Raw genomic sequence first — 25,013 nt, 5'->3', positions numbered from 1 at the left:
CATTTCGCTATGCGAGTCTTTGCCCTTCAAGAATTGGCGGAATAGGGCAGTCTAAGCTATCGGCGATTGCGCGGAATAGTTCTGCTTCGGTGGCCGTGACTGATTTATCGTGACTGATGCATGCCGCAAGTGCTTTCAGTAATAATGGTTTATGTAACGGCTTGAGTTGGCTCAAGTCGCCTAGAACGCGGTCCAAATATGATAGTTTGATGAAGTCTTTGGACATCATCGTACGCTTACCGAAGGACAATTCCTGCATCGCTGAACTGAAGGCTGCATCTGCAGTTTCTTTGCTGTCATGGCCGGCTTGGGCAACCAGAGACAATAATATTCGAATTTCTTCGTCCATTTGATGGATGGCTTTACTTCCCGTTTTTCGTGACACTTCTTCCACATTGTGCGTTACGATGCGATACAAACTCCACTCAAATAAGTCGACCTTTTTGTCACTGCGAATCAGCCTCACAAGGTTTTCTTTAAAGGTTTTATATTGCGCGTCACTCAGTTGTTTAAGTGCTGGCAAGCACAAATCTAAAAGTGGCAACCAATGTTCTTTTGACAACCTACCAATGGACTCCGCCATGTGACGGATTAGCTTAAAGACATCGCGGTCGGCGTGCTGGCTTATTTCGCTCAACTGTTGTTGCATCATGAGCATGTCGCTCTTATCGAGCAGTAAGCAATACACAATGGCTCGGGCTGAATAGGGATCGTGCGTGGCGGCGTGCAAATCTTCTGGGATACTGTTCAGTAAGTCCCGCGCATAATCGAAGTGGGCTTCACTGGGTTGACCTATGGATTCTAAAGCGCTGGGGTTAATGGCTGGGGTGTCTGTCTGTAACGTAGTGGTTTGCGGTGTTGTCTCTCCTGCAAATTGGCTAGTAGCTGCGTTGCTTGTATGCGACTGATCGATCTCGACTCTGGGAAAGCGACCAGGCCAATTTGGCTCGATGCGTTTTATGCGATCTGACAAGGGGGGGTGAGTCGCCATTAGGGCGTTGAAACCGGTTTTGATCCCTTGCCCAAATAGCATGTGACTAAATTCGGAGGCGTGGGCGGAATGCAGTTGTGAGCCTGCTGAATAGCCGCCGATCTTTTTCAGCGCGCCCGCAATACCTTGTGGGTTACGAGTGAATTGGACGGCGGAGGCATCGGCTAAATATTCTCGCTGACGACTAACCGCGGCTTTAATAATGTTGCCAAAAAAAGTGCCCGCATATCCAAGAACAATTAAGGCGAGACCTACGAACATGAGCCCGCCTGCACCTTTATTGCGAGAGCTGCGCATCGAGCTATAGGCAGTGCTGCGCATTAAAAAATAGCCTATTAAACCAATCACCAAAATACCGTGGAGCAGCCCTACTAACCGGATATTTAAGCGCATGTCGCCATGAAGAACGTGACTAAATTCATGAGCGATCACCCCTTGTAACTCATCGCGACTGAGTAACTGGATACAGCCTCTAGTCACACCAATAACGGCATCCTGGGGTTTAAACCCTGCTGCAAAAGCATTGATGGCATCTTCTTCTAGTAAATAAACGGGTGGCACTGGTGTGCCAGATGCTATCGCCATTTCCTCGACAACGTTTAACACTTTGCGTTCGTCAGCATCTCGCGTATTGATATTGAGCAAGCGGCCGCCCATGGCTTCCGCCACTTTTTTTCCACCACCACTTAACTGAGCAATTTTATACAGTGAGCCAAGCGCTACAACGCTACCAACACCGAATGTAATATAGGCGAGTAATTCTACCGAAAGGATTTGCTGGGCAATGGAAAAAATACTGGCGTTTTGTTCAAAGGCAACGATGGCTGTATCGGAGCGAAACTGGAAGTAGTAAATGAGAACCACAAAAACGGCCGTGGTCAGTAGAATTAAGCCAATGATCGCGAGACCGAGCCCACCGACCAACAGCAACGTATTGCGCTTGGCAGTATCCTGGTGTTGAAAGAAGTTCATGGACGATCAATCGTTAAAAGCTAATTTTAGGAGCGGCCTGAATTTCTTTGCTGTCTTCAAATTCCAATAGGCTAGCATCTTCACTGTGGCCAAAAATACCGGCGAACATGACGGGCGGGAACGTTTGTTTATAGGTGTTGTAGGCAGTCACAGCGTCGTTAAAAGCTTGTCTAGAAAACGCGACTTTGTTTTCAGCTGATGTGAGCTCTTCCGAGAGCTGCATCATGTTTTGATTGGCTTTGAGGTCAGGATAGGCTTCCATGACTACGTTCAGCCGACCTAATGCATTGGACAATACGCTTTCGGCCCCAGCTAATAAGTCCATCGCTGGTTTACTACCAGGCTCCGCCGAGGCCGCCTTTAATCCATCGGATGCGGCATTGCGCGCATTTATGACGGCTTCCAGGGTTTCACGTTCATGGGAGAGGTAGCCTTTTGCGGTTTCGACCAAATTGGGAATAAGGTCGTAACGTCGTTTGAGTTGCACTTCGATTTGTGCGAACGCATTTTGAAAACGATTCTTTAAGCTGACCAATTGGTTGTAAATCGCAATGACATAGAAAATGATGGCTGCAATGATTACCAATGTCACAATTGTCGATATATCCATTCTTCACTCCCAGCAAGCAGGCACAAGACCCCGCGCAGTAAGATTATTATAATTTGCCACCCGTGTGTCACATCTAGGAGCAGCTCTGAGTGTACCTCAAAATTCGTCTATCGTCTGGCTTAGCCGGTATTTCTGAGACCTGCAGCGATACCGGCAATGGTAACCATGAGTGCTTTTTCCACATCGGAACTGGTTTGATTTCGGTCGCGCTCAAGGAGCTCAACTTGCAATAAGTTGAGCGGATCAATATACGTGTTGCGTAATTTTAGCGACTCTTTTAACCAAGGTAGGTCTTGGAGTAGGTTTTCGTCGTTAGCAATAGATAGGGTTAACTCAATATCCCGTTGCAGTCTCGCGCGAAGCGTTTCGCCCAGCGGCTGCAACTCTTTGCTGACTAATAGCGCGTCGTAATAGGCTGCGAGCGCCGAATCCGTTTTCGCGTACACCATTTCGAGCATACTAATGCGCGTAGAGAAAAACGGCCATTGCTGACACATGGCTTCTAGCTGTGGCTTTTGACCATCGCTAATGAGCTGTTCTAACGCTTCTCCCGCGCCTAGCCATGCAGGAAGCATCAAGCGATTTTGCGACCAGGCGAAACTCCAGGGGATCGCACGTAAGCTTTCGACGCCGCCATCGGCTCGACGTTTGGCAGGGCGGGAGCCTAACGGAAGCTTACTGAGTTCTTGGATGGGCGTAGCGGAACGGAAGTAATCTAAGAACTCCGGTGTATCGAAGACCAATTGCCGATACTGTTTAGCTGAAAGCTCGGCTAGCTGATCAACGATGTCACGCCAGTCTTGTTGCGGCTCTGGCGGTGGGTTGAGATTGGATTCAAGAATAGCGTTGGTATAGAGGTTAAACGTGGTCATGGCCTTTTGAGGCAGACCAAGCTTGAACCGAATCATCTCACCTTGCTCGGTGACCCTTAACCCATTTTCCAAAGACCCTGGTGGCTGCGATAGCAATGCGGCGTGAGCGGGAGCGCCACCGCGGCCCGTTGTGCCGCCGCGGCCATGGAACAGCATCGGTTGGACACCCTCCTCGCGGCAGACGCTAATAATGGCTTCCTGGGCACGATATTGCGCCCAGGAAGCGGCCATGACGCCAGCATCTTTGGAGGAATCCGAATAGCCGATCATAATCATGTGTTTGTTGTCGATAGCATCGCGATAGACCGGTATCGACAGGATTTCCCGCATCGTATCCGCCGCATTGTTTAAGTCGTCTAAGGTTTCGAAGAGCGGGGCGATGGGTAATGCCGGGCACTCAAACTCTTTCAGTAATAGTTGTACTGCGAGGACATCTGAGCCGCGCTTTGCCATCGAAATAATGTACGCACCCAGGGCTTCTTGCGGCTGCTTGGCGATAGTGGCAAAGGTGTCGAGTACTTCTTGCACATCGGCTGAGGGTCGCCAATGGCGTGGAATGAGCGGGCGTTTGTTATTTAATTCTTGAGTTAAAAATTTAACACGCTCTGTTTCTTGCCAATCGCCGTAGTCTCCCAGCTCCAAATATCGAGTAAGTTCAGCGAATACTTGGCTGTGCCTGCTACTTTCTTGGCGAATATCTAAGCGAACTAGATGGCTTCCAAAACACTTCACACGACGTAATGTATCGCGGAGTGAGCCATCGGCAATATTGCCCATATTGCATTGTTGCAGCGACTGATAGCATAAGTGCAAGGGCTGCCAAAGTTCGTCGCTTGATTCAATAATGGGAAGACCTGATGCCTCTCGACCTTTTATTAAGTCGTCCATTGTACCGAGAGTATTTTGTAATTTTCCTCGAAGTTCGCGCAAGGCAGCGCGATACGGTTCTTTTACATCGCCGACGATAGCACGCAGCTCGGCTGAACACTGATGCATGGAAAGCTCTGACATTAATAGATTGATATCGGACAAGAATAAGTCTGCTGACTTCCAGCGCGCGAGGCGGATGACTTCTTCTGTGACGACGGCTGTAACGTTTGGATTTCCGTCGCGGTCGCCGCCCATCCATGAGGTAATACCAATAGGCGCATAATCGATCGGTAATTGATAATTGAGCTGTTGTGCAACGACTCCGCTTATGTGATTGATAAAAGTTGGAATGGCTTCCCACAAACTATTTTCAATTACCGCGAAGCCCCATACGGCTTCATCGACAGGTGTCGGCTTCTCTGTGCGGATTTCGTCGGTGTGCCACCATTGTGCGATGAGTTGCTCAATTTGGCTGTACAATTTTTGGCGAGCACTATCATCCAGTTTGCGGGTTTCTAGCTCGTGAAGACAATGATAAATACGGTTTTGCTTTTCAATAAGCGTTCGTCGAGTTACTTCCGTTGGGTGCGCGGTCAAGACAAGTTCGAGCCAGAGTTTATCGATTGCCGCACTAATATTTGCGGTGGCAACGCCGCTTTCCTTTAATTGGATAATTTGTTCGCTGATGGAGCTAAAGTCTTTGCTGTCGCTGGTGACGGTATTGCTGGAATAAAGTTGCTCAGCGATATTGGCAAGGTTGAGAAATTGGTTAAAGGCACGAGCAACAAGAATGAGTTTTTCTTGAGGAAGGCCGTGTAGATAGGCGATTAATTCTTGACGCTTATTTTTTTCGCTGTCGTCAGATTCGGCGAGGCGAGAGGATTTTGCGAGTTGACGGATGTGCTCCACACAATCCAATAAATCCTGGCCATGTGCATTCCCGATCACTCTGCCAAGCACTCGGCCAAGTAAGTCTATACAGGATTTTAAAGCGGAGTCATGTGATTGATCTGCGTCGGTAGATAAGCGGCTATTGCTATTTTGCACGTTAAGCTCCCATCAATGGTGATGCGCTCCTATAGTAACTGCCAGCAAAGAGGCTGGCTATAGAGGCAGGGTAGATAAAGATGGGATGCAAAGATGTTGCCACCCAGTCGTGAGTGGCAAGAAATTAGAGGGATAGGCCCTAGTCTGTGTATTCGATAGCCAGAACAACCTTTTGTACGCCGCCTGTTTCGCTTGCAATGCGTGCAGCGTGCTCCGCTTCGGCGCGTGGCAGCATGCCCATGAAATAGACCTTGGAATTTTCGGTAATGACTTCCACACGGTTAGAGCGAACATCATCACTGGCGGCGAGTTTGGTTTTGACCTTACTTGTAATCCAAGCGTCATTCACCGTAGAGAAAAAGCCAACGGGGGCTGCGATTTCAAGCTCGTTGTGTACTTGCCGAACAGTGGTCATCTTAGCGACCGTTTTACCCGCAAGCTCTCGCATTTCAGTGTTTTTAACCTGGCCTGTGAGCAAAACCACACGATTATAGCTGTGAACACTAATGGGTGAATCTTCAAGTAAGGGGTGTACGTTGTTTAGGTTTACGGCGGCAATCGTCTCGATCTGAGAATCGTCAATGGACGTGCCAAAGGTTCGGCGGTCTGGGTCTAAATCAATAGGTTCATCAGTGGTCGCACTAATAATAGATGTGCAGCCTGTGACACCTAAAAGGGCGCTTAACAGCAAAACGTAAGTAAATTTGCTTTTCATTCGTGTGAAGTTCCAAATAATTGATAATCGATTAAGTCACAAAGGCACAGTAAGCACAGAAGATGAATTTCCAAAATTTGGAATATGGCCTCTGCCGGTGCACGCAACTCAATGTCGTTAACATCCAAGAGCGTCGCAATGTCTCCACCTTCTTCGGCAGTCAGTGCAATAACCGCCATTTCACGATCATGTGCTGCGGCGACTGCTTGAATTAAATTGCTCGCATTGCCATTGTTAGAGACGAGTAACAGTACGTCCCCAGGTTGACCGATTGCACGAACCTGTTTTGCAAACACATCGTTATAGCTACTGTCACTAGCGATGGCTGATACAACTGCACTATCGCCCATTAAATTGATGGCGGGTAGCGCAGGGCGCTCATGTTGAAACCGGTTGAGCAAATTTCCAACAAATATATCGCCTAACGCTGCACAATTACCGTTACCGGCGACGAGTATCTTTCGCTCGTTAAGCAATGCACTTACCAACAGTTCACTGGCATCGACAATAAAAGGCGTTAAGAGTTCACCGGCCTGCATCTTACTTTCGATACTTTGGTGAATTATTTGAATAATTCTTTCTTGCATGATGGGGACAACGATTACCTATTGAGAATGTCGGTGCGAGAGGTGGTCCTCACTGAGACATTAAAATGCATTTTTAATCCAATCAATTTCGTGCTTGCTTCTTCCTTGTGATTCGTTAGTGAGTTGATTAATTCCTACCACGTCGAATCGGCAAGGGACTTTATCTGTGATTTGATGTTGCTGCAAATACTGCTGAGCGGCTTTGATCAATTTATTCTGTTTCCGAAAATCAACCGTCTCACTGGCCGAACCAAAGCCATGCTGTTTGCGAAAGCGCACTTCAACAAACACTAGGCACTCGGCGTCTTGCATAATCAAGTCTATCTCGCCGCCTTGTGCGCGATAATTTTTTTCGACTAGTTTAAGTCCGTGCGAAAGCAAATACTTAGCCGCTTGCTGTTCTGCATGCTCTCCTTTAATAAGGTGACCTTGCTTGACTGGTTTAGATCCAGAGAGTTTAAAGCGCTCAGTCCACGTAGGCATCGGATACAACTTTGGGTAGTGGTGTGGCTACACCATTGACGATTTGAACCCATTCTTGTTCTCGAGCGATTTGCCTTTCTGGGTTTAAGCGTAGTACACCCGTTGCGCCGTAAAAGCGTGCGCTCTCTACCTCTTCAAGTTGCTTAACTCGCGGCGATAGTCGGTAGGCGTCGACGCCGATAGCATAAAATTGTTGATACGCAGGGCTTGGGTTCACCGAAGACTTGACGCTTCGTGCAACGGCGCTGTAGTTGTCGAAAAACCAGGGTAGGGTAGTAAAACGAATCCCGTTGAGGTCATTATTGTGTTCTTTATCTTGTGTGCCGCTGAATATGTGGCGAGTTGCGTAGACTGGAACGTTAGAGGCAAAGTGAAAGTTTAGCGTAGGCTTCAATAGTTGGGCTTCACTCGGGCGCGCCATCATAAAAATTAAATCGATGTCTTGGCGGCGGCGAGGCTCTTCGAACTTTATATTGCCCCCCAATAAGCGGCGGATATCACGAGCGCGGCGTTCGCTATCCGACACCAGCAAAGAATCTTTAACAACGTCTTGATAATCGGCTTGATCCGCAAAGTAACTGCGCTGCACGACCTGCCCACCTAACTGGTTCCACTGGTAGGCAAATGTGTCCGCAGCACGCTGTCCGGTTTCGGTTTGTTGTACCAACACCATGGCATTGCGGTGGCCCTCAACCCAAGCGCGCTGTGCAATTTGTCGGGCTTCGTCTTCCACCGGTAAGCCAAACTGGTATAGCTTGGTAGGAAATCCATAGGCGCTATCAACAACGTTCAGTGCAAGTGTGGGCACGGGTAAATCAAGGCGAAGATTGAGCTCTTGAACATTCTCTTTCAGCAGAGGCCCGATGATTAACTCAGCACCGTCTTGCACTGCCAGGTCGTAGATGTCGTTGATCGGTTGAGCGTGAGTATCAAAAATCCGTACCTCTGGAGTAAAGCTCGAACGGCCGTTGGCTGTGTAGTAGGCGGCCATAAATCCATCGCGTACGGCTTGCCCTGTGTTCCCATACGGACCACTGAGCGGTAACAGAAGGCCAATGACTTTAGGGCGCTCGGCAACGAGCTGCTTGAGGAGATTCAAATCGCTAGGCAGTGACTGGCTGGCGGGATGGTTGGGCCACTGCTGCTCCCAGCGTTGGATAGTGTGCAGTTGTGCACTGATATCATCATCGTTGTTTTTACTGATGGCCGCTAGGGTGTACCAACCCTGTGCAATGGGGTCGGTGGACTCCAGACTGAGGCGCTCTAGTTCGTCTTGTGGTACCGCCATCAAACTTTGCCAAATTGCATTTTGATTAGCGACCCGCTCTTCATCACTTAGTGCTAAGAGACTGAGGTTGATACGTTCATTGACACTATCGGTCGAATCCCCCAGCAGAGCGAACAACTCGGCTCTGCGTTCGCGTAATGTCTGTACAAACTCAGGGTTGAGGTTAACCCACTGTTGTTCGATGCGAGGGTTGGTTAAAATGCGTTGAGCTAAAAAGTACGCCGCGTCGTCGATGGTAATGCGGCTATACATCAGGGTGTAATCGACGAAGTCAGCATCAAAAAGAATATCTGAGTCGATGGAGCCTAGGATATTGCGAGCCCAGTCATCTTCTCCGGCGTCAACGAGTAACCTAGCGGCCTGTAAATAACGTTGATCGCGTTCGGGTGAGTCGAGCGATTGGGCCTCCGTCATCAGTTGGCCGACCTTCTCGCTGACCTCTGCAGTTAAGGCTTGGTCTTTCCCGTCTTGCGGTCGAACCTGGGACGACCCGCATCCCCACAGTCCAAACAGAGTACAGGTGGTAATTAGGGTGAGAATAACAGAACGCATGAAAATCGGAGAACGGTGACCACTTGGCATGATGTACAACAATCCGCGCTATATAAGATGATTTGATATGAATAAGCAAAAACTTGGCACGCTCTATGTCGTTGCCACGCCTATCGGTAACTTGGCCGATATGGTACCTCGAGCGGTAGAAACTCTACAACTGGTGCAATTAATAGCTGCCGAGGATACGCGGCACAGCAAACGATTAATGGAACACTTTCACATTTCTACGCCGATGGTTGCCTATCACGACCATAATGAGCAGGAGAGTACTAAAGGCTTATTAAAGCGTCTCGCTGAGGGTGATAGCATTGCGTTGATCTCTGATGCAGGGACGCCACTAGTCTCCGATCCTGGGTATCGATTAGTACGCGCGGCGCGGCAAGCAGGCATCCCCGTTGTCCCCATTCCTGGTGCTTGTGCGGCGATTACAGCACTATCGGTTGCGGGTGTTCCATCAGACAAATTCAGCTTTGAAGGCTTCTTGCCCAACAAGTCAACTCAACGTATTGCGGTATTTGAGGCGCTGGTTAATCACACCCATACATTAATTTTTTATGAGGCGCCGCACCGTTTGCTCGATTGTCTGCGTGATCTACAGACAGTGTTTGGTGAGGAGCGCGAAATAGTGTTAGCGCGTGAACTAACCAAAACCTATGAGACGGTTGTCGATGGTTCTGTAGCGGACTTAATTGACTTTGTAAGCCAAGACAATAACCAGCAAAAGGGTGAAATCGTGCTGGTTGTGCGTGGGTCGTCCCGTGAAAAACAAGACGATGTTTCGATTGAAGCTCAACGGGTGCTTAATATCCTCGGTGACTTACCACCAAAGAAAGCAGCGGCTTATACGGCAGAGATAACGGGTGTTAACAAAAAGATGTTGTATCAATGGTTGGTCGACAATAAAAATGCGTGAAAATAAATTGATTAGGAGTCACAGATGGGCAGACTAAACAGCAAGGTAGCCGTGATTACCGGAGGCACGAGTGGTATCGGTGAGGCGACTGCAGAATTGTTTGTAAAAGAAGGTTGCAAGGTTGTCTTAACCGGTCGATCGCGAGAAAAAGGCGAAGCGCTTGCGAATAAGCTAGGTGAGAATGCGCGTTACTACGCCATGGACGTCACCAAAGAAGAAGAGATCGCTTCAGCATTTCAATTTGCCTGCGATACATTCGGGCAGTTGGATATAGTCTTCAACAATGCCGGTGCTTCTCGTGCGTCAACGCTCGAGACCATCACCAAGGACGATATTCAATTTGGAGTCGATACCTTGTTATCCAGCGTTATTCTTGGGATTAAGCATGCTATCCCTTATTTAAAAGACAACGGTGGGAGCATTATTAACAATGCGAGTATCGCGGGACACCGCTATCGGCAAGGTAACCTTTTGTATTCGGGGTTGAAAGCTGCGGTAGCGCATTACTCACGTTTGGCCGGCGTTGAACTAGGCCCACTCAATATTCGGGTCAATTGTATTTCTCCTGGCGCAATCGCGACGCCAATTTTTTGGGGCGGTTCGCAACGGGCGAACACCATGAGCGAAGAAGAAAACGCAACTAAGTTGAAAAAGTTACAAGATAATTTAGCGAATGCTACACCCTTGCCAAGTGCTGGTTTGGCAATTGATATTGCCAATGGCGCATTATTTTTAGCGAGCGAAGAAGGACGTTTTATTAACAGCCACGATTTAGTCATTGATGGTGGGCGGATTGCCATGTTTAACGAAGGCTAAGCTTAACGAGGGCTAAATTTAACGAAGGCTAATTTTTTTGGAATTAGTCGAGAGAGGCGAATAACGAATAGGCGGTGGGGTTGCTCTATTTTCTAAACAGAGCCGTCGACATAGAGCCAAACACCACCATCGCTGCGCCGAGAAGCGCGATGAAATTCAGTGGCTCAACAGGAAGGTATCCCGGCGCCCACCGTTCTAACAGCCACATAAACGAGATCGTAAAGATCGGTTGCAATGCCAATATAGCGCTAACACGAGATGCCTCCCAATGGTTTAGGGCTTCGGCAAAACAGCCATAGGCGATAAGGGTGTTGGCGCAGCTGAGCACCAGTAAAGTGAGGCCCAATGCGCTAAGGGAACTCACTGAGCCAGGTGCCGCAAACGGCAAGAGCACAGCGGTACCTGCAAGGTAGATAAATAAATTGATGTTCGCGGAGGGTAAACTTTGTAGTGCTCGTTTTTGCGCTAGTGCATAGATTGCCCAAGTAATAGACGCAACCAGTATCCACAACATGCCAAGACCGTAGCTACTTATTCCTCCCCATAACTCTCCTAAGCGCTGGTTGAAAAATAATAGTATTCCTGCGACAAACACTAATACCCCCAGCCACTGCATGCCGCTAAGGCGTTCACGATAAATAACTACGCCGCCCAAGAGTAGTAGCATCGGCGCGCACTGAATCAATACCTGAGAGCTGCTTGCAGTTATCCTATCAAGCCCAAAAATGTAGGACACATAGTTTGATAGCAGGCCAAAGATGCAAAGTGCAACCAGTGCGAGCGGCAACCGTCGTAGCAAGAGAGGGTTCACAAGGCGTCGTTTGTGGCTGAGGAAGAGTGCGAGAAGCAGGCCGGCTAGTGAGAAGCGAAACCAGGTGGTGGTGATAGGGTCAAGCTCGTCGAGCAAGCCTTTTAAAATCAGTGGCAGTGTTGCCCAGGTGACACTAGCAATCAGAGACAACAGCAGCCCATATTGCCACCGCTTCGAGTCATTTTGCATGGTTTAGCGCTCCCCTTAAAAGGCGATTCTAGCGGTATTTTTCAGCTAACAACAAGCGCCGCAAGCATAGAAGCAGAAAACGGCCCCCAATTTGCAACGCTCTAACTCGGGACTTGGCGACCCGGCCGGCGCACGCCAAATGGCGGCTGCGCGAGGTCTCTATATTTCTGGCTTCGCGCTATATTGGCGAGTAGTGGGATGAGAAGTAATCAGTGCTGCGCTATAGTGGTGCGCAATGGCGAGGCACTTAGAATCGAAAACATAGGATTTTTACATGGGTGACGTTAATGAACAGGCGGTGATTCGTTCATTCATTGCGCAGGAGAAAGTGCCCGATAGCTTTCACGACACTATTCGCCAGTGGTATCTCCCTCTAGTTAATGACCTCGTTGGAAAAGTGAGGTCGGGGCACTTGTCCTGCATCGGCGTGAGTGGCTGCCAAGGGAGCGGCAAATCGACTCTGGCAGGATTCATGTCGACGATGCTAGCGGATGTTCATCAGCTACGTGTTGTCTCTATATCCATGGATGATGTTTATCTAACGCGAGCCGAGCGGCAAGCGCTGGGTTCACGCGTACACCCACTGTTAGCCACGCGCGGAGTCCCTGGAACTCACGATGTGGCATTAGCGTTAGCGACCCTCAACGCATTGCAGCAGAGTGGCGAAGTAAAAATCCCTCGTTTTGATAAATCGAGTGATGACCGTGTGGCTGAGGCGCAATGGGATAGGGTGAGAGCGCCAGTAGATTTAGTCATTTTTGAAGGGTGGTGCCTCGGCACTCCAGCCCAACCTGAGGAGGCGCTGAGTCACCCGGTGAACCCGTTAGAACAGGTTGAAGATCAAGACGGCACCTGGCGAGGTTACGTCAATCGATGTTTGAGCGATGAATATGCGGAATGGTTTAATGCATTGCAGTACTTAATATTCTTAAAGGCACCCAATTTCGACGCGGTTTATCGTTGGCGAGGTCGTCAAGAAGATAAATTACGGCAAAAGCTAGTCGAGCAATCGGTTGATTCAAAATCAACCAAGGTAATGGATGAATCGCAACTATCGCGCTTCATTCAACATTACGAGCGTCTAACATGCCATAGTTTGCAGGAGCTACCGAGTATTGCCGATGTCATTTTTGAATTGAATGAAGAACAAATGATCGAACGTTGCCTGCGAAAGCAGTAGCGTATGATGGTATGCTCTATACCCATAACGACAACATACTCGATCAACACCATAGGCAAGTTAGTGGAAGTAAAAAACCAATCCAACGCTGGAAATAATAATGGGACGACAAGTCCCTTGTCTGGAGACTGGGTAATTGTCTCAGACCTGGACGGTACTCTCCTGGATCACCACACATACTCACATGCGGCGATAGATAACCTATTAAAGCGATTAGATACGGCACATGTGCCTGTTGTATTCAACAGCAGCAAGACGCGACCTGAAATGCTGGTGCTACGCGAAGCCATGCATAATCAGCACCCATTCATTGTTGAAAATGGTTCAGCTATTTTTTTTCCCGAAGATTACTTTTCTACCGATTTACCCAGCACGAGCCTTGTCGATGGTTACCGTTGCTTGGTACTAGGTGCAACACGCAATGATGTTTTAGCCTTCCTCGAAAACGATGCAAATCAATATGGGCAAGCCTATCTAAGTTTCGCGAAAGCCAGTGTCGCAGATATTGTTGAGGCCACTGGGTTGTCAGAACAGCAAGCCTCGCAAGCGAAACAGCGAGAGTTTTCAGAGCCTTTGCTTTGGCAGGGAAGCGATGAAGAAAAACAAGCGTTTATAAAACGTGCCGAAGACGCGGGATTTAATACTTTGCAAGGAGGGCGTTTTTTGCATGTGATTGGACAGACCGACAAAGGCAAAGCAACACAGCGTTTAGTCCTTGAATATCAGCAACAAGCCAAAAAAGAATACAGGCTGTTAGCATCTGGTGATAGCCCTAATGATATTGACATGCTTGCTGTAGCGGATATTGCTGTTGTCGTAAAATCCCCGGTTCAAAAAGCGCCAACCTTTGAATGCAAAGGCGAAATCCTATACAGCGATGCTGAAGGGCCGGAGGGTTGGCGAGAAGTTGTTGAGCCACTATTTCAAGAGAGATGAGGCATGCGAGCTGTCATCAAGGTGATACAGACCCACTGTACGCTGGCGACGCATGAATAATATAACGACGAAGAGGACCTCAAAGTGACTGATTTTTTTCAAAATGGCGATGTGACAACATTGCACAATTTATCCAACAGACCTCTAGAAGACTTAGAAAGTGAATTGCTAGGCTTTTCTAAAAAACGCACTATGTCATTGCTGCTTCCGTCTCTGTATTCAGAGCTACAGGGAGAGGCAATGCCCAAAATCATCGGTGAATTAAAGCAGGTTCCCTATCTTAATGAGATAGTGATTGGTCTGGATCGAGCCGATGAATCGGAGTATCGACGTGCACTGCAATACTTCAAAGAGTTGCCGCAACATCATCGAGTCCTATGGAACGATGGACCGCGTTTACGCGCGCTCGATCAAAAACTTAAAGATCTGGGCCTTGAGCCCAAGCAGATGGGAAAGGGGCGAAACGTTTGGTATTGCCTCGGTTATATTTTAGCTTCTGGTCGTGGAGAAGCTGTTGCCTTACACGACTGCGATATTGTTACCTATAATCGCGAGCTATTAGCGCGTCTTATTTATCCTGTGGCTAACCCCAATTTTAACTATGAATTTTGTAAAGGCTATTACTCACGTGTAGCCGATGGCAAAATTAATGGTCGCGTTTGCCGTCTGCTTGTATCGCCTCTCATTAGAACCTTAAAGAAAATCTACGGTTCTAGTGACTATTTGGATTATATGGATAGTTTTCGCTATGCGCTTGCGGGCGAATTTTCTTTTAGACGCGATGTGATTAACGACCTAAGAATACCCAGTGATTGGGGATTGGAAATTGGTGTGCTTTCTGAAATGCATCGCAATTATTCCACGAATAGACTTTGCCAAGTGGATATCGCTCACACCTATGATCACAAACACCAGGATATTTCATTGGGCGATGACAGTGGTGGTTTATCGAAAATGTCCATTGATATCGCGAAGTCATTCTTCAGAAAGCTGGCGACACAAGGTGTGGTATTTTCGTCGGAAACATTTAGAAGTATAAAAGCAACTTATTTTCGAGTGGCGTTGGACTTTGTAGAAACGTATCGAAACGATGCGCAAATTAATGGTTTGGCGTTTGATATACACAAAGAAGAGCAAGCGGTTGAATTATTTGCTAGCAATTTGGTGAAAGCAGGGCAGGCGTTCCTCGATAACCCAATGGAAACGCCGTTTATCCCACACTGGAACCGAATACAGAGCGCAATACCTACCTTTTTGGATGATTTATATGAGGCGGTAGAACTAGATTACCAAGAGTTTAGTCAGGGCTAGGCTGCTTGTAAGCCAAGCTAACGTGTTATGACGGTTTAACGAGGTAAACGTAGTGTCAGAACTTTCTCCCTTAGATTTGCTCAAGCAACGTATTGTCGATCATTTGGTGTCGGTTTATCCAGACGAAAATATCGATGAGATTGCTGAACGCCTTATTGCAACCATGCGTCTTGATCAGGCAGTTGAAACCGTATCGCCATTCAAAAATTTATGGGATGAGTCTGATATTTTTGTTATCACCTACGGCAATAGTATTGTCCGCGAAGGTGAGTACCCGCTACATACCTTGCACCATTTTTTAAAAACCCATTTCACTATGCTTGTTAATAGCGTGCATATCTTGCCGTTCTTTCCCTACTCAAGCGATGATGGGTTTGCGGTGATTGATTATAAACAGGTTGATAAGCAACTAGGTGATTGGAATGATATTCTAAAAATTAGTACGGATTTTCATTTGATGGCGGATCTTGTCATCAATCATTGTTCCAGTGAGCACGAATGGTTCAAAAACTTTAAGGCTGGAAGCGCTCCAGGGAAAGAGTATTTTTATACGGCGGAGCCCTGTGCTGAATTGCAAGACGTGGTTAGGCCACGGACCAGCCCGTTACTGCTTCCGGTCGAAACGCCCGATGGAGTGCAATTTGTTTGGTGTACATTTGGGCATGATCAAGTCGATTTAGACTTCACAAATCCCGACGTACTGCTAGAAATTGTGGATATTATTCGGCTGTACCTGGATATGGGGGTGAGAATATTTAGGCTTGATGCGGTGGCGTTTTTATGGAAAACGATTGGTACAAATTGCATTAATCTGCCGCAAACTCATGAAATAATCCGACTTTTACGCACGTTAATCGAGCACGCTAAACCGAATACCGTCATCATTACGGAAACCAATATTCCCAATCGCGAGAATTTGTCCTACTTTGGCAACGCCAACGAAGCTCACTGTATTTATAATTTTTCACTGCCACCACTGCTTGTTAATGCGTTGGTGTCGGGTGATTGCCGCCATCTAAAAAATTGGTTGATGAGCATGCCGCCAGCACAAAACGGCACGACCTATTTCAACTTCATTGCATCCCACGACGGCATCGGGCTGAGACCCGCAGAAGGTGTACTGGGTGATGAAGAACTGAATACGCTCATCGATTGTATGCAGAATTTCGGCGGAAAAATTTCTTGGCGCGCTTTAGATGACAACACCAAGAAACCGTATGAAATTAATATTTCTCTGTTTGATGCCATGAAGGGTACATTAGCCGGGCCGGATGAGTATCAGCTGGTTCGCTACATTTGTGCCCACGCAATTATGTTGGCGTTGGAAGGGATTCCTGCGTTTTATATTCACAGCCTAGTGGGCTCTACAAACGATGATGAGCGGGTCAACGAGCACGGTCACAATAGAGCTATCAATCGTCGTCAGTGGCGTGAAGAAGAGTTAAATGATGCGCTAGCTGACCAAGAGTCGCACCATCATCAAGTATTCAATCGTTTGAAGCGACTGATTAAAATCCGTCGAGGCCAACCCGCTTTTCATCCCAATGCGACTCAATTTACCCTGCATTTGGGTGATGAGATTTTCGCGTTTTGGCGTCAGAGCATGGATCGTCGTCAAAGTATTTTTTGTCTAAACAATGTCAGTGATAAAACCCAAAAGGTGATGTTGTCTGCGATCAATTTAATTGGCACAGACGATTGGAAAGATATCATCAGTGATACCACCTTTGATGACATGACAGGGTCCATTGAGCTAGCACCTTATCAAACCATGTGGATTACCAACCGTTGGTAAGTAAGCTTTAGCATGTGTTTTACGGCGATACAGGAAATATTACTTATTCGAAGTCGGCGTCAAATGTAAAATAGTGGGAAAGTTGCCCATGATTGTCTTTTGCCCGCTTTATTTCCTGTCGCGCAATGACCTTGAGGTGTGTTTCATCTGGACCATCGAGAAATTGCAAAGCGCGTCCCCAGGTCCACAGAGAGCTCAACGGCGTATCATTAGATAACCCCATCGCGCCAAATACTTGCATAGCTCTATCAACGATACGTGTTTGCATTTGCGCGACCACAACTTTAATTGCCGAGACATCCACACGAGCTTCTTTATTCCCGTAGGTATCTAACTTCCAGGCAGCTTGGAGTACCAATAAGCGCGCTTGATCAATCTCGAGGCGGGCATGAGCAATCCAATCAGCAACGTTCGCATTTTCGTAAAGATATTTTCCAAACGAACGACGTTCTATGGCTCTTTCGGCCATCAATTCGAGTGCAAGCTCACACTGTCCTATTGAACGCATACAGTGATGGATTCGACCTGGGCCCAAACGTGCTTGGGCCATAGCAAACCCTTCACCTTCTTCGCCAATTAAATGGCTGGCGGGCACACGCACATTTCGAAACAGTAGCTCACAATGCCCCTCTGGTGAGTGCTGATGCATGATCGGGATGTTACGAACCACTTTGAGACCTTCGGCGTCCATGGGCACAATGATCATACTGTGTTTGTGGTGTTTATCAGCGTCGATGCTGTCGTCCGATACACCCAGTACAATGGCGAATTTACACAATGGGTGATTTGGCCCAGTGATAAACCACTTGCGGCCATTGATGACGTAGTCGTCTCCGTCGCGTTGGATTAAGGTTTGGATATTCGTTGCATCTGACGAGGCAACATCCGGTTCACTCATGGCGAAACAGGAGCGAATTTCGCCTTCGAGTAAAGGATTCAAGTACTGCTCTTTTTGGTCGGCACTGCCAAACTTATGCAGTAATTCCATATTGCCGGTATCAGGAGCAGAACAGTTAAAAACCTCAGACGCCCAGTGCACTCGCCCCATTGTTTCCGCCAGAGGGGCATAATCGAGGTTACTCAATCGTGTGCCCGGTTGATCATCCTGGAGTTCCGGTAGGAACATATTCCACAAGCCTTCCCACTTAGCCAGTGCCTTCAAATCATTGATTAGCGTGAGTGGGTATTGTCCGTCGTTAACCTCTCTGTGCCACTGTTGATTATGTGGCAGCACATAATCATCCATGAATTGGCGTACTTTGTTGCGAAGCTCGTTTACTTCGGGTGATACAGCGAAATCCATTACTTCTCCTTGAAAAAACGCCGTGAGATGAGGCTAACTATCGGAATGTATACCAGTGCATCATCATAACCCAACACCATTTGACTGTACTGATTTATATCAAGGGCTGATAACTATAAAGATAGTTTATTTCTCAAGCATATTTTTACCCCTTGCGCTCCATGGCGCTAATGGGCCCAGGTGGTCGGTTTCCCAATGGTATACTGGCCGTTTAGATTACAGTGTAACGATCTGCGTATGCCTACCCCATTGTTTTCATCGTTTAGGCAGTCTGCCGTGGCTCTATGGCAGTCGATCTATGATGCGCAAGTTGCAGACCCTGACGTGTTTCTATTAGTAGGCGCTGTGCTTGGCGGAGTCTCCATAGCGTTGTTCGTTGTTACATTACTGCTAGTACCCTGGTTGATCATCCGAATCCCTGCTGACTACTTTATGTTGCCCGGAGCTTCAAGATCTGCATTGGTCGGAAACCATCCGTTGCTCCAACTTCTCTTTAAGCTGCTGCGCAATTTATTGGGGCTGTGCCTCGTGTTAGTCGGGGCCGTGCTGCTATTTTTACCGGGGCAGGGTTTGCTGACCATCTTGCTTGGTATTGTGGTCAGTGATTTTCCTGGAAAGCATCGCTTCGTGACGTGGTTGGTAAAAAAACCATCGGTTCGGCGACCAATGAATTGGTTACGACAGCGGGCTGACAAAGAACCTATCGTGTTTGAAGACACGCACTAAAAAGCGCTTTATATTGAGGCGTCAAGGTATCGACCAACACAGCGTTGCATTGAGGGCTAGAAAACCGCGGCAGCTCGTTGCGATGCCACTGTGCATAAATTGATGTCATTAACTCAGCAGCGGACTCAGCCTCTTGTATTTTCGCGCGGCCTATCTTGCCGAATCCATCAAAATAGCGATTGCTCTCTGGAATAAACTCTCTATAGGCTAAGCGATTAGGTACGATTGGCCAGCAGCCACTGAGGCACGCTTCTAAAACCGATAATCCCTGAAAATCATGCAGGGCCGTTGATAAAACGGCATGTGTTTTTTGCAAAAGTGATAGATAGCCATGACGATTTTCAATATAGCCACATTGTCCCAGCCAATCACGTTCTTTTAAACATTCTAAAACATTCGTCATAGACTTCGGGGTTTGCCGAAACGCTTGGCCAACAATATGAAACGTTAGGTCAAGTTCAGATGGCAGCTTTTGTAAGCAAGCCAATAGCTGATCAACGCCTTTGTCATATTCCCAGCGGTGGTTCCAAACAATACTAAAACGCGTGGCGCTAGAGCATTGCGGTGAATCCGGGTGAGTGATATCGCGGATTGGAACCGCAACAACATGCGATTTATCACGGATTAATGGAACGAGATTATTTGGTACATGATCGGGGAGCTTCTTTAAGAGCTGTGTGGCACCGTCGAGAAAACTAGCTCGATTGTATTCACTATTAAATACAACGCAGTCAGCGGCGAGGGCGGTATACAGGTTTAAGATTTGCGGTTCAACTTGCTGTCCCTGCTGATTACTGGAAAGAGGGTAGGCAAACTGGTTTTCATGAAAGTAAACCAATGTCGGTATGCGAGCGATGGCGGGCACCAAACCGCGAAGAGCGCTTAAGTCTACCATCGAGGTGGCCACGATTAAGTCATAGTGTTGCTCGAGGGTATCACGTTCGTTATAGGCCCAACTCAAACTATTACCGCGAATTCGCCAACTAAAATAGCGTGGCGGTAAACTCAACACAGTCCAATGGTCGTTTGGAAACATGTTTAGAAGAGAGTCAATCCAATACTGATGGCTGCGTGCGGTATACGCGGAAAGTAAGAGGATTTTCATAGCGATGTGTTTAGCATGCTCTACGCTTAGAGTGCACCACAGGCCCAACCCAACTCTTCTAATCGTTCTGCCATCTCATTCGCCTTTTTCTCGCAGTAGCCGATGGTGTTAATGGCAGACCACAAAGTCTGTTCCGTACCAGGGGCTTCTGTGTCTTTGTAATATTTTACTGAGCAAGGAAGCGGTGATGGTGTATTGGAGTATTCAACTTCAACCCGTCGTTCTAAATTACGGAGATGACACTGATAGCGGACAGGAGCTGATACTGGCTGATCAGCTCGTGTTCTTGCGGTTAGCGCGTCGTTGCTTGCTGATTGCTCAGCAGAAATAATCGCCTCCGGTGTTGCTAGCTTTTCTTCATCAGAAAGTTGTGCGATAGCTAATGGGCAAAAGATATAAAGAGGGCACAGAAAAACATACATTATTTTGCGCATGGCTACCTTCCATAACAGAGTGAGCGTTATTTTTTATGATGCCAAAAAGGTTGGCCAATGGTTGGTGTTGATGCAACCGCCGTCTGCCGAGTGAGCATCAAACCTGAGCGATATGCGGCTCTGCCCGCTTCAATAGCTTGCGCAAAAGCCACAGCCATTTTTGCCGGTTGATGTGATTTTGCTACAGCGGTATTTAATAGCACGGCATCGAATCCCATTTCCATCGCCTCACACGCTTGCGACGGCGCACCAATACCCGCATCCACAATCAGTGGGACATCCGCTAATCGCTCGCGTAGTGTGCGTAAATTATATTTATTGGCTAGACCCAGCCCCGTACCAATCGGCGCACCCCAGGGCATAATCACTTCGCAACCCGTATCGATCAATCGTTGGCACAGCACTAAATCGTCGGTGCAATAAGGCAGTACTTTAAATCCTCGCTTGATAAGGTCAGAGGCCGCTTCCACCAAATTAAATGGATCCGGCTGGAGGTTGTAATCGTCACCAATCACTTCTAACTTGAGCCAGTCCGTTTCAAACAGTTCGCGTGACATTTCTGCTGTGGTGATTGCTTCCTTGGCGGACTTACATCCCGCCGTGTTGGGCAACAACTTTTTTCCCGTGTCGCGAATCATTTGCCAGAATTGATCACCGCTATTGGACCCGGGTGATTGTCGCCTTAGGCCGAGAGTGATGATGTTGCAATTAGAATCGTGAATTGCATCGAGTAACGATTGTGGCGAAGGGTATTGCGCGGTGCCGAGTAGCAAGCGGCTAGAAAACGTTTCGCCATAGAGCGAAAGGGGATCGGCAGCCGGTTCAATGTGCGTCATAGTTAGACCGTTTTTAAAGGGTTCAGTTAACAGAAGTGCTGTTTAGCCACCACCGACGGCGGCGACGATATCAACTTCATCTTGGTGTTGTAAGGTGACGTTAGCGTATTCAGAACGAGGAACAAATTCGCCATTAATGGCCACTGCACATTTTTTTTGCTCGTATCCCCATTGCTCTAGCGCTTGCTGTAAAACAGTTGCAGGCGCAAGGGTAATGCAGTCGTTGTTCAAGCTAATTTCAATCATAGTAAGATGTCACGCTGCTTTAGTATTAGCAAACTCGGCGATTTCTTTTAATACCTGTTGGACTATGACCGGCGCGAGTAGATATCCGTGTCGGTAGAGACCATTGGCGCTGATCATATTACCTTTTCGCTCAACGCGAGGCAGGTTGTCCCGGTAAGCCGGGCGCAAGTTTACATCGGTTTTTATGACCCGCGCTTCCGCAAAGGCTGGATGGATCGTATAAAGCGCACTGGAAAGTTCTAATGTGGATTGCAAGCTGATCGGCGAAGTATCTTCACTCTCAATTTCAGTCGCGCCGATAATAAATTGATGATTAGGTTTTGGGACAACATACAATTTATAGCGGGGGTGGCATAATCGCACGGCATGGGTTAGAGAAATCTCATCAGTCTCGACCCACATGACTTCACCGCGCACTCCACGAATGCTTTGGGAATCAGTGGTGTGTGTGCGAGCGCCTGTGCCACGGCAATCGATAATGACGCTAAAATTATCCACCTGAAAGGGTGACGTGTTATTTGGGCCTGATACATCGATAGCACAGTTCTCTATGCATTCACCGCCGAGCGATTGAATGCGATCCAACAATGCATCGAGTAAATGGTGATTGTCGAGAAACGCTTCATCAGGTAGCAGCAAGCCTTGCTGAAAATGGTTGAGCTGAGGTTCACATTGCTCAATAGCCTGGTGGTCTAGCCATTGGCTGTGATCGTCCTCGCCTAAGTGAAAGCCGAGGTCTCGTTTAAATTGCTGAAGTTCATTGATATCAGCCGGATGCGCTACAACTAAACTACCCGTGGCGTGATAAGCAATTGGGTTTTTAGTTGTGTCGTTCAAGGATTCAATCCATCGTGGCCAAAGCAGTAGCGATGTCATCCCGGCGTCGTAAATCGATCGTTCTGATACAACGACTTCACTCAGCGGTGAAATCATCGCGGCAGCGGTGAACGCGGCAGCACGCGGTTGACTAGATGAGGTGGTGAAACGATCACGATCGAACAGTGTAACCTTGTGGCCCGCCTCCAATAATTGCCAGGCAAGTAAACGGCCAAGCAAACCTGCGCCGACAATTGCAATAGGCTTTGAAAACGCTAAGTCAGTGGGTAAGGTTGAGTCAATCGACACGTGTGTCATCTTGTTTCCTACGCAGGTACTAGCCTGATCAGGTGCGACGGGTTCGCTCGGTTGCGATCTCAGCCCTTTCTGGTCTCGACTAGCGATATGAAGGGCGCCCCGACAAGAATAATAAATTAATCGTTTGCTTAAAAAGATTCCGTGTTGCTGGCGTCGCGGCCAAAAGCCCAATACCGCAACAGTTGGATATTACAAGCAGACGGCTAGTCTACTCAGGAACCTACTTGCCATCAATATGCTCACTGAGAGGCAAATAGCCTACGGTTTTTCTTCAAAGGGTGCCGTTAGCGATTCATAGTGGTGCTTTACGGCGTCGACGGTCATTGAGACTTCGCCTTTCGCGAGCTTGGCTTCTACACGATGCCCTGGTTTGAGTGTTGTGGCATCTTTTACGATGCTACCTTTCTGGTTGCGTAATACGCTGTAACCTCGGTGCATCGTATTCAGGGGGCTCACCAGGTGAAGTAATTCTGCTTGTTGCGTAAAACGGTGCTGAGCACTCTCCACATGATGGCTGATCTGGCGCTGTGCTCTCCTGTTTAATTGACTAAGCAAGGTTTGCATCTCTCTAACTCGCGCTGTGGGGTTTAAATGCCGTTGCCGAGTATGCAATGCCGCGAAGCGCGACTGAGCACGATGTTGTTGAAACAGCATCGCTTTTTTCAAACGCATTTCGAGGTTATCGAGATGTTGCGCGCGGGACTGAATACGCTCACCCGGATGCCGCAGCCGCTTACGCAAGCTGCTAATTTTATCCTTCGCGCGAGCAAATTGACGCTGAGCCGCTTGGCCTAATACGATGCTATAGCCAACAAATGTTCGCTGTAACTCCAGTCGGTCAGGAGACAGTAATTCGGCGGCAGCTGATGGAGTCGCCGCGCGCGCATCGGCGACAAAGTCACTAATCGTGACGTCTACTTCATGTCCAACGGCACTCACGATGGGGATATAGCTGTCGAAAACCGCGCGAGCGACAATTTCTTCGTTAAAAGGCCAGAGGTCTTCTAAGGACCCGCCGCCGCGAGTCAGGAGTAACACATCGAACATGTCCGCACGATTGGCTAATGCAATAGCGTTGGCAATGAGTTGCGCGGCGCCTTCTCCTTGGACAGGCACAGGGATCACAGTCACAGGAATCGCAGGAAAGCGCCGTTTCAGTACACTCAACACGTCACGTATAGCGGCGCCGGTGGGTGATGTGATGACGCCGATATGTCGGGGCAGGTCTGGTAGAGGCTGTTTATACTCTTCATCAAATAGACCTTCTTTGCTGAGCTTGGCTTTCAGCGCCTCAAATGCGCGCTGCAAAACACCGAAGCCCGCTTCCTCGATGTGTTCAACGATTAATTGGTAGTCACCACGCCCTTCATAAAGGCTGACTCTCGCCCGCAACACAACTTGTTGGCCCTGTTCGGGTTTAAATCGCACCAAACCATTGCGGTTGCGGAACATGGCACAGCGCACCTGCGCATTCTGGTCTTTAAGCGTGAAATACCAGTGTCCTGAGGAGGGGCGCGCGAAATTAGAAATTTCACCTTCCACCCACAACAGAGATAAGTGGGTTTCCAGCAACTGGCGCGCTTTGCGATTGAGCTGGGTGACACTCAGAACATCGCGGTCATTGCTATTAGTTGTCGAAGGCGAAGTATTGGCGTAAGGCTTTGTCATGGCCTGCATTCTAAGAGTGTGCTTTCAGAGATGAAAGGGCAGCGGCGGGAAATTTTTACAGTTGCTTACGTGGCATACCCGTATACTCTCGTCAATTCGTTCCCAAATAAGGAGAGATGAGCATGTCAGGCGTTACGCAGCAACAGTATCAACGAGAAACACACTCAGTTCTATTGGGGTATATCGCTTGGATCTTCGGCTTTATGGGGTGCCACCGCTTTTATTTTGGCAAGCCTGTAACCGGGACGATATGGTTTTTTACCTTTGGGTTGCTGGGTATAGGGTGGATTATCGATTTATTTTTAGTACCCGGTATGGCGAATGATGCAGATCGCCGATTTGTCGATGGCAAATTGGATTACAACATTGCCTGGCTTTTGCTCATTTTTCTTGGGGTGTTTGGGGTTCATCGGTTATATATGGGCAAATGGGTAACAGGCATCATCTATTTCTTTACGCTGGGGCTGTTTGGTATCGGCTGGTTATGGGACTTGTGGACGCTTAACAGCCAAATTGATGACATTAACTACTGTAGCGCCCATTAATTAGACAGTGAGGCGCTCTAGCTGAGCCAAACTCGTTAATTAATGTTTGGATTTCCCGCCGCCGGGCCGCTTGGG

23 protein-coding genes and 1 riboswitch are annotated in these 25,013 nt (G+C 48.0%); of the genes, 8 read left to right on the top strand and 15 right to left on the bottom strand.

Going from position 1 to position 25,013, the window contains the following annotated elements:
• Positions 1-7: 7 nt before the first annotated feature.
• The 7 genes from ACZ5NB_RS12325 to ACZ5NB_RS12295 form a co-directional block, all read right to left on the bottom strand.
• Positions 8-1,963 (bottom strand): M48 family metallopeptidase, encoded by a 1,956-nt coding sequence (locus ACZ5NB_RS12325; RefSeq protein WP_460239074.1) that lies wholly within the window; start codon positions 1,961-1,963, stop codon positions 8-10.
• A gap of 13 nt (positions 1,964-1,976) precedes the next feature.
• The gene (locus tag ACZ5NB_RS12320) at positions 1,977-2,573 is read right to left on the bottom strand and encodes a LemA family protein (RefSeq protein WP_460239073.1); all 597 of its coding nucleotides are present in this window, start codon (positions 2,571-2,573) and stop codon (positions 1,977-1,979) included.
• 119 nt (positions 2,574-2,692) lie between these two features.
• Complete coding sequence (gene ppc / locus ACZ5NB_RS12315; protein ID WP_460239072.1) at positions 2,693-5,362, bottom strand: phosphoenolpyruvate carboxylase; 2,670 nt, start codon at positions 5,360-5,362, stop codon at positions 2,693-2,695.
• Positions 5,363-5,501: 139 nt separating this feature from the next.
• Entirely contained in the window at positions 5,502-6,077 is a 576-nt protein-coding gene (locus ACZ5NB_RS12310; RefSeq protein ID WP_460239071.1) for a BON domain-containing protein, read from the bottom strand.
• A complete protein-coding gene (locus tag ACZ5NB_RS12305; protein WP_460233914.1) occupies positions 6,074-6,664 on the bottom strand; it encodes an SIS domain-containing protein in 591 nt (196 codons plus the stop codon). Before ACZ5NB_RS12305 ends, ACZ5NB_RS12310 begins: the two co-directional genes overlap by 4 nt.
• A 60-nt stretch (positions 6,665-6,724) precedes the next feature.
• A complete protein-coding gene (locus ACZ5NB_RS12300) occupies positions 6,725-7,147 on the bottom strand; it encodes a YraN family protein (RefSeq protein ID WP_460239070.1) in 423 nt (140 codons plus the stop codon).
• Positions 7,131-9,017, bottom strand: coding sequence for a penicillin-binding protein activator (locus tag ACZ5NB_RS12295; RefSeq protein WP_460239069.1), 1,887 nt, complete (start codon positions 9,015-9,017; stop codon positions 7,131-7,133). Before ACZ5NB_RS12295 ends, ACZ5NB_RS12300 begins: the two co-directional genes overlap by 17 nt.
• 37 nt (positions 9,018-9,054) lie before the next feature.
• Between ACZ5NB_RS12295 and rsmI the strand changes: the two genes are divergently transcribed.
• On the top strand, positions 9,055-9,903 hold the full coding sequence (gene rsmI, locus ACZ5NB_RS12290) for a 16S rRNA (cytidine(1402)-2'-O)-methyltransferase (RefSeq protein ID WP_460239068.1): 849 nt from the start codon (positions 9,055-9,057) through the stop codon (positions 9,901-9,903).
• 24 nt (positions 9,904-9,927) lie between these two features.
• Positions 9,928-10,719, top strand: a complete 792-nt coding sequence (locus ACZ5NB_RS12285) for an SDR family NAD(P)-dependent oxidoreductase (RefSeq protein WP_460233910.1) — start codon at positions 9,928-9,930, stop codon at positions 10,717-10,719.
• An 85-nt stretch (positions 10,720-10,804) separates the two neighbouring features.
• On the opposite strand, the gene ACZ5NB_RS12280 is transcribed toward ACZ5NB_RS12285, so the two are convergent.
• Complete coding sequence (locus tag ACZ5NB_RS12280) at positions 10,805-11,719, bottom strand: DMT family transporter (RefSeq protein WP_460239067.1); 915 nt, start codon at positions 11,717-11,719, stop codon at positions 10,805-10,807.
• A 274-nt stretch (positions 11,720-11,993) separates the two neighbouring features.
• On the opposite strand from ACZ5NB_RS12280, the gene ACZ5NB_RS12275 reads away from it, so the two are divergent.
• The 4 genes from ACZ5NB_RS12275 to ACZ5NB_RS12260 all read left to right on the top strand — a co-directional run bounded on the left by ACZ5NB_RS12275 (position 11,994) and on the right by ACZ5NB_RS12260 (position 16,941).
• Complete coding sequence (locus tag ACZ5NB_RS12275; protein ID WP_460239066.1) at positions 11,994-12,899, top strand: phosphoribulokinase; 906 nt, start codon at positions 11,994-11,996, stop codon at positions 12,897-12,899.
• 3 nt (positions 12,900-12,902) lie between these two features.
• The gene (locus ACZ5NB_RS12270; protein ID WP_460239065.1) at positions 12,903-13,835 is read left to right on the top strand and encodes an HAD-IIB family hydrolase; all 933 of its coding nucleotides are present in this window, start codon (positions 12,903-12,905) and stop codon (positions 13,833-13,835) included.
• An 84-nt stretch (positions 13,836-13,919) separates the two neighbouring features.
• A complete protein-coding gene (locus ACZ5NB_RS12265; RefSeq protein WP_460239064.1) occupies positions 13,920-15,146 on the top strand; it encodes a glycosyltransferase family protein in 1,227 nt (408 codons plus the stop codon).
• A gap of 52 nt (positions 15,147-15,198) precedes the next feature.
• On the top strand, positions 15,199-16,941 hold the full coding sequence (locus tag ACZ5NB_RS12260) for a sugar phosphorylase (protein WP_460239063.1): 1,743 nt from the start codon (positions 15,199-15,201) through the stop codon (positions 16,939-16,941).
• Between the two features lie 43 nt (positions 16,942-16,984).
• Here the strand turns inward: ACZ5NB_RS12260 and ACZ5NB_RS12255 are convergent, their stop codons facing one another.
• Positions 16,985-18,244 (bottom strand): acyl-CoA dehydrogenase family protein, encoded by a 1,260-nt coding sequence (locus ACZ5NB_RS12255; RefSeq protein WP_460233904.1) that lies wholly within the window; start codon positions 18,242-18,244, stop codon positions 16,985-16,987.
• Positions 18,245-18,481: 237 nt separating this feature from the next.
• On the opposite strand from ACZ5NB_RS12255, the gene ACZ5NB_RS12250 reads away from it, so the two are divergent.
• Positions 18,482-18,970: a PGPGW domain-containing protein gene (locus ACZ5NB_RS12250; protein WP_460233903.1), complete on the top strand. Its 489-nt coding sequence runs from the start codon at positions 18,482-18,484 to the stop codon at positions 18,968-18,970.
• Here ACZ5NB_RS12250 and ACZ5NB_RS12245 read toward each other — a convergent pair.
• The 6 genes from ACZ5NB_RS12245 to xseA all read right to left on the bottom strand — a co-directional run bounded on the left by ACZ5NB_RS12245 (position 18,945) and on the right by xseA (position 24,393).
• Entirely contained in the window at positions 18,945-20,075 is a 1,131-nt protein-coding gene (locus ACZ5NB_RS12245) for a tRNA-queuosine alpha-mannosyltransferase domain-containing protein (RefSeq protein WP_460233902.1), read from the bottom strand. The genes ACZ5NB_RS12250 and ACZ5NB_RS12245 overlap by 26 nt on opposite strands.
• 26 nt (positions 20,076-20,101) lie before the next feature.
• On the bottom strand, positions 20,102-20,509 hold the full coding sequence (locus tag ACZ5NB_RS12240) for a hypothetical protein (RefSeq protein WP_460233901.1): 408 nt from the start codon (positions 20,507-20,509) through the stop codon (positions 20,102-20,104).
• 26 nt (positions 20,510-20,535) lie between these two features.
• A complete protein-coding gene (locus tag ACZ5NB_RS12235; RefSeq protein ID WP_460233900.1) occupies positions 20,536-21,345 on the bottom strand; it encodes a thiazole synthase in 810 nt (269 codons plus the stop codon).
• A 42-nt stretch (positions 21,346-21,387) separates the two neighbouring features.
• Positions 21,388-21,591 (bottom strand): sulfur carrier protein ThiS, encoded by a 204-nt coding sequence (gene thiS, locus ACZ5NB_RS12230; protein ID WP_460233899.1) that lies wholly within the window; start codon positions 21,589-21,591, stop codon positions 21,388-21,390.
• A gap of 9 nt (positions 21,592-21,600) precedes the next feature.
• Positions 21,601-22,725, bottom strand: coding sequence for a glycine oxidase ThiO (thiO, locus tag ACZ5NB_RS12225; protein ID WP_460233898.1), 1,125 nt, complete (start codon positions 22,723-22,725; stop codon positions 21,601-21,603).
• Positions 22,714-22,837, bottom strand: a riboswitch (TPP riboswitch). It overlaps the preceding gene by 12 nt.
• Positions 22,838-22,983: 146 nt before the next feature.
• Positions 22,984-24,393 (bottom strand): exodeoxyribonuclease VII large subunit, encoded by a 1,410-nt coding sequence (gene xseA, locus ACZ5NB_RS12220; protein WP_460233897.1) that lies wholly within the window; start codon positions 24,391-24,393, stop codon positions 22,984-22,986.
• Between the two features lie 122 nt (positions 24,394-24,515).
• Between xseA and ACZ5NB_RS12215 the strand changes: the two genes are divergently transcribed.
• Positions 24,516-24,938, top strand: coding sequence for a TM2 domain-containing protein (locus ACZ5NB_RS12215; RefSeq protein WP_460233896.1), 423 nt, complete (start codon positions 24,516-24,518; stop codon positions 24,936-24,938).
• Positions 24,939-25,013 lie beyond the last annotated feature (75 nt).

It is taken from the genome of Aurantivibrio plasticivorans, from assembly GCF_055392955.1.
This window is presented reverse-complemented; position numbering and strand designations above follow the sequence as displayed.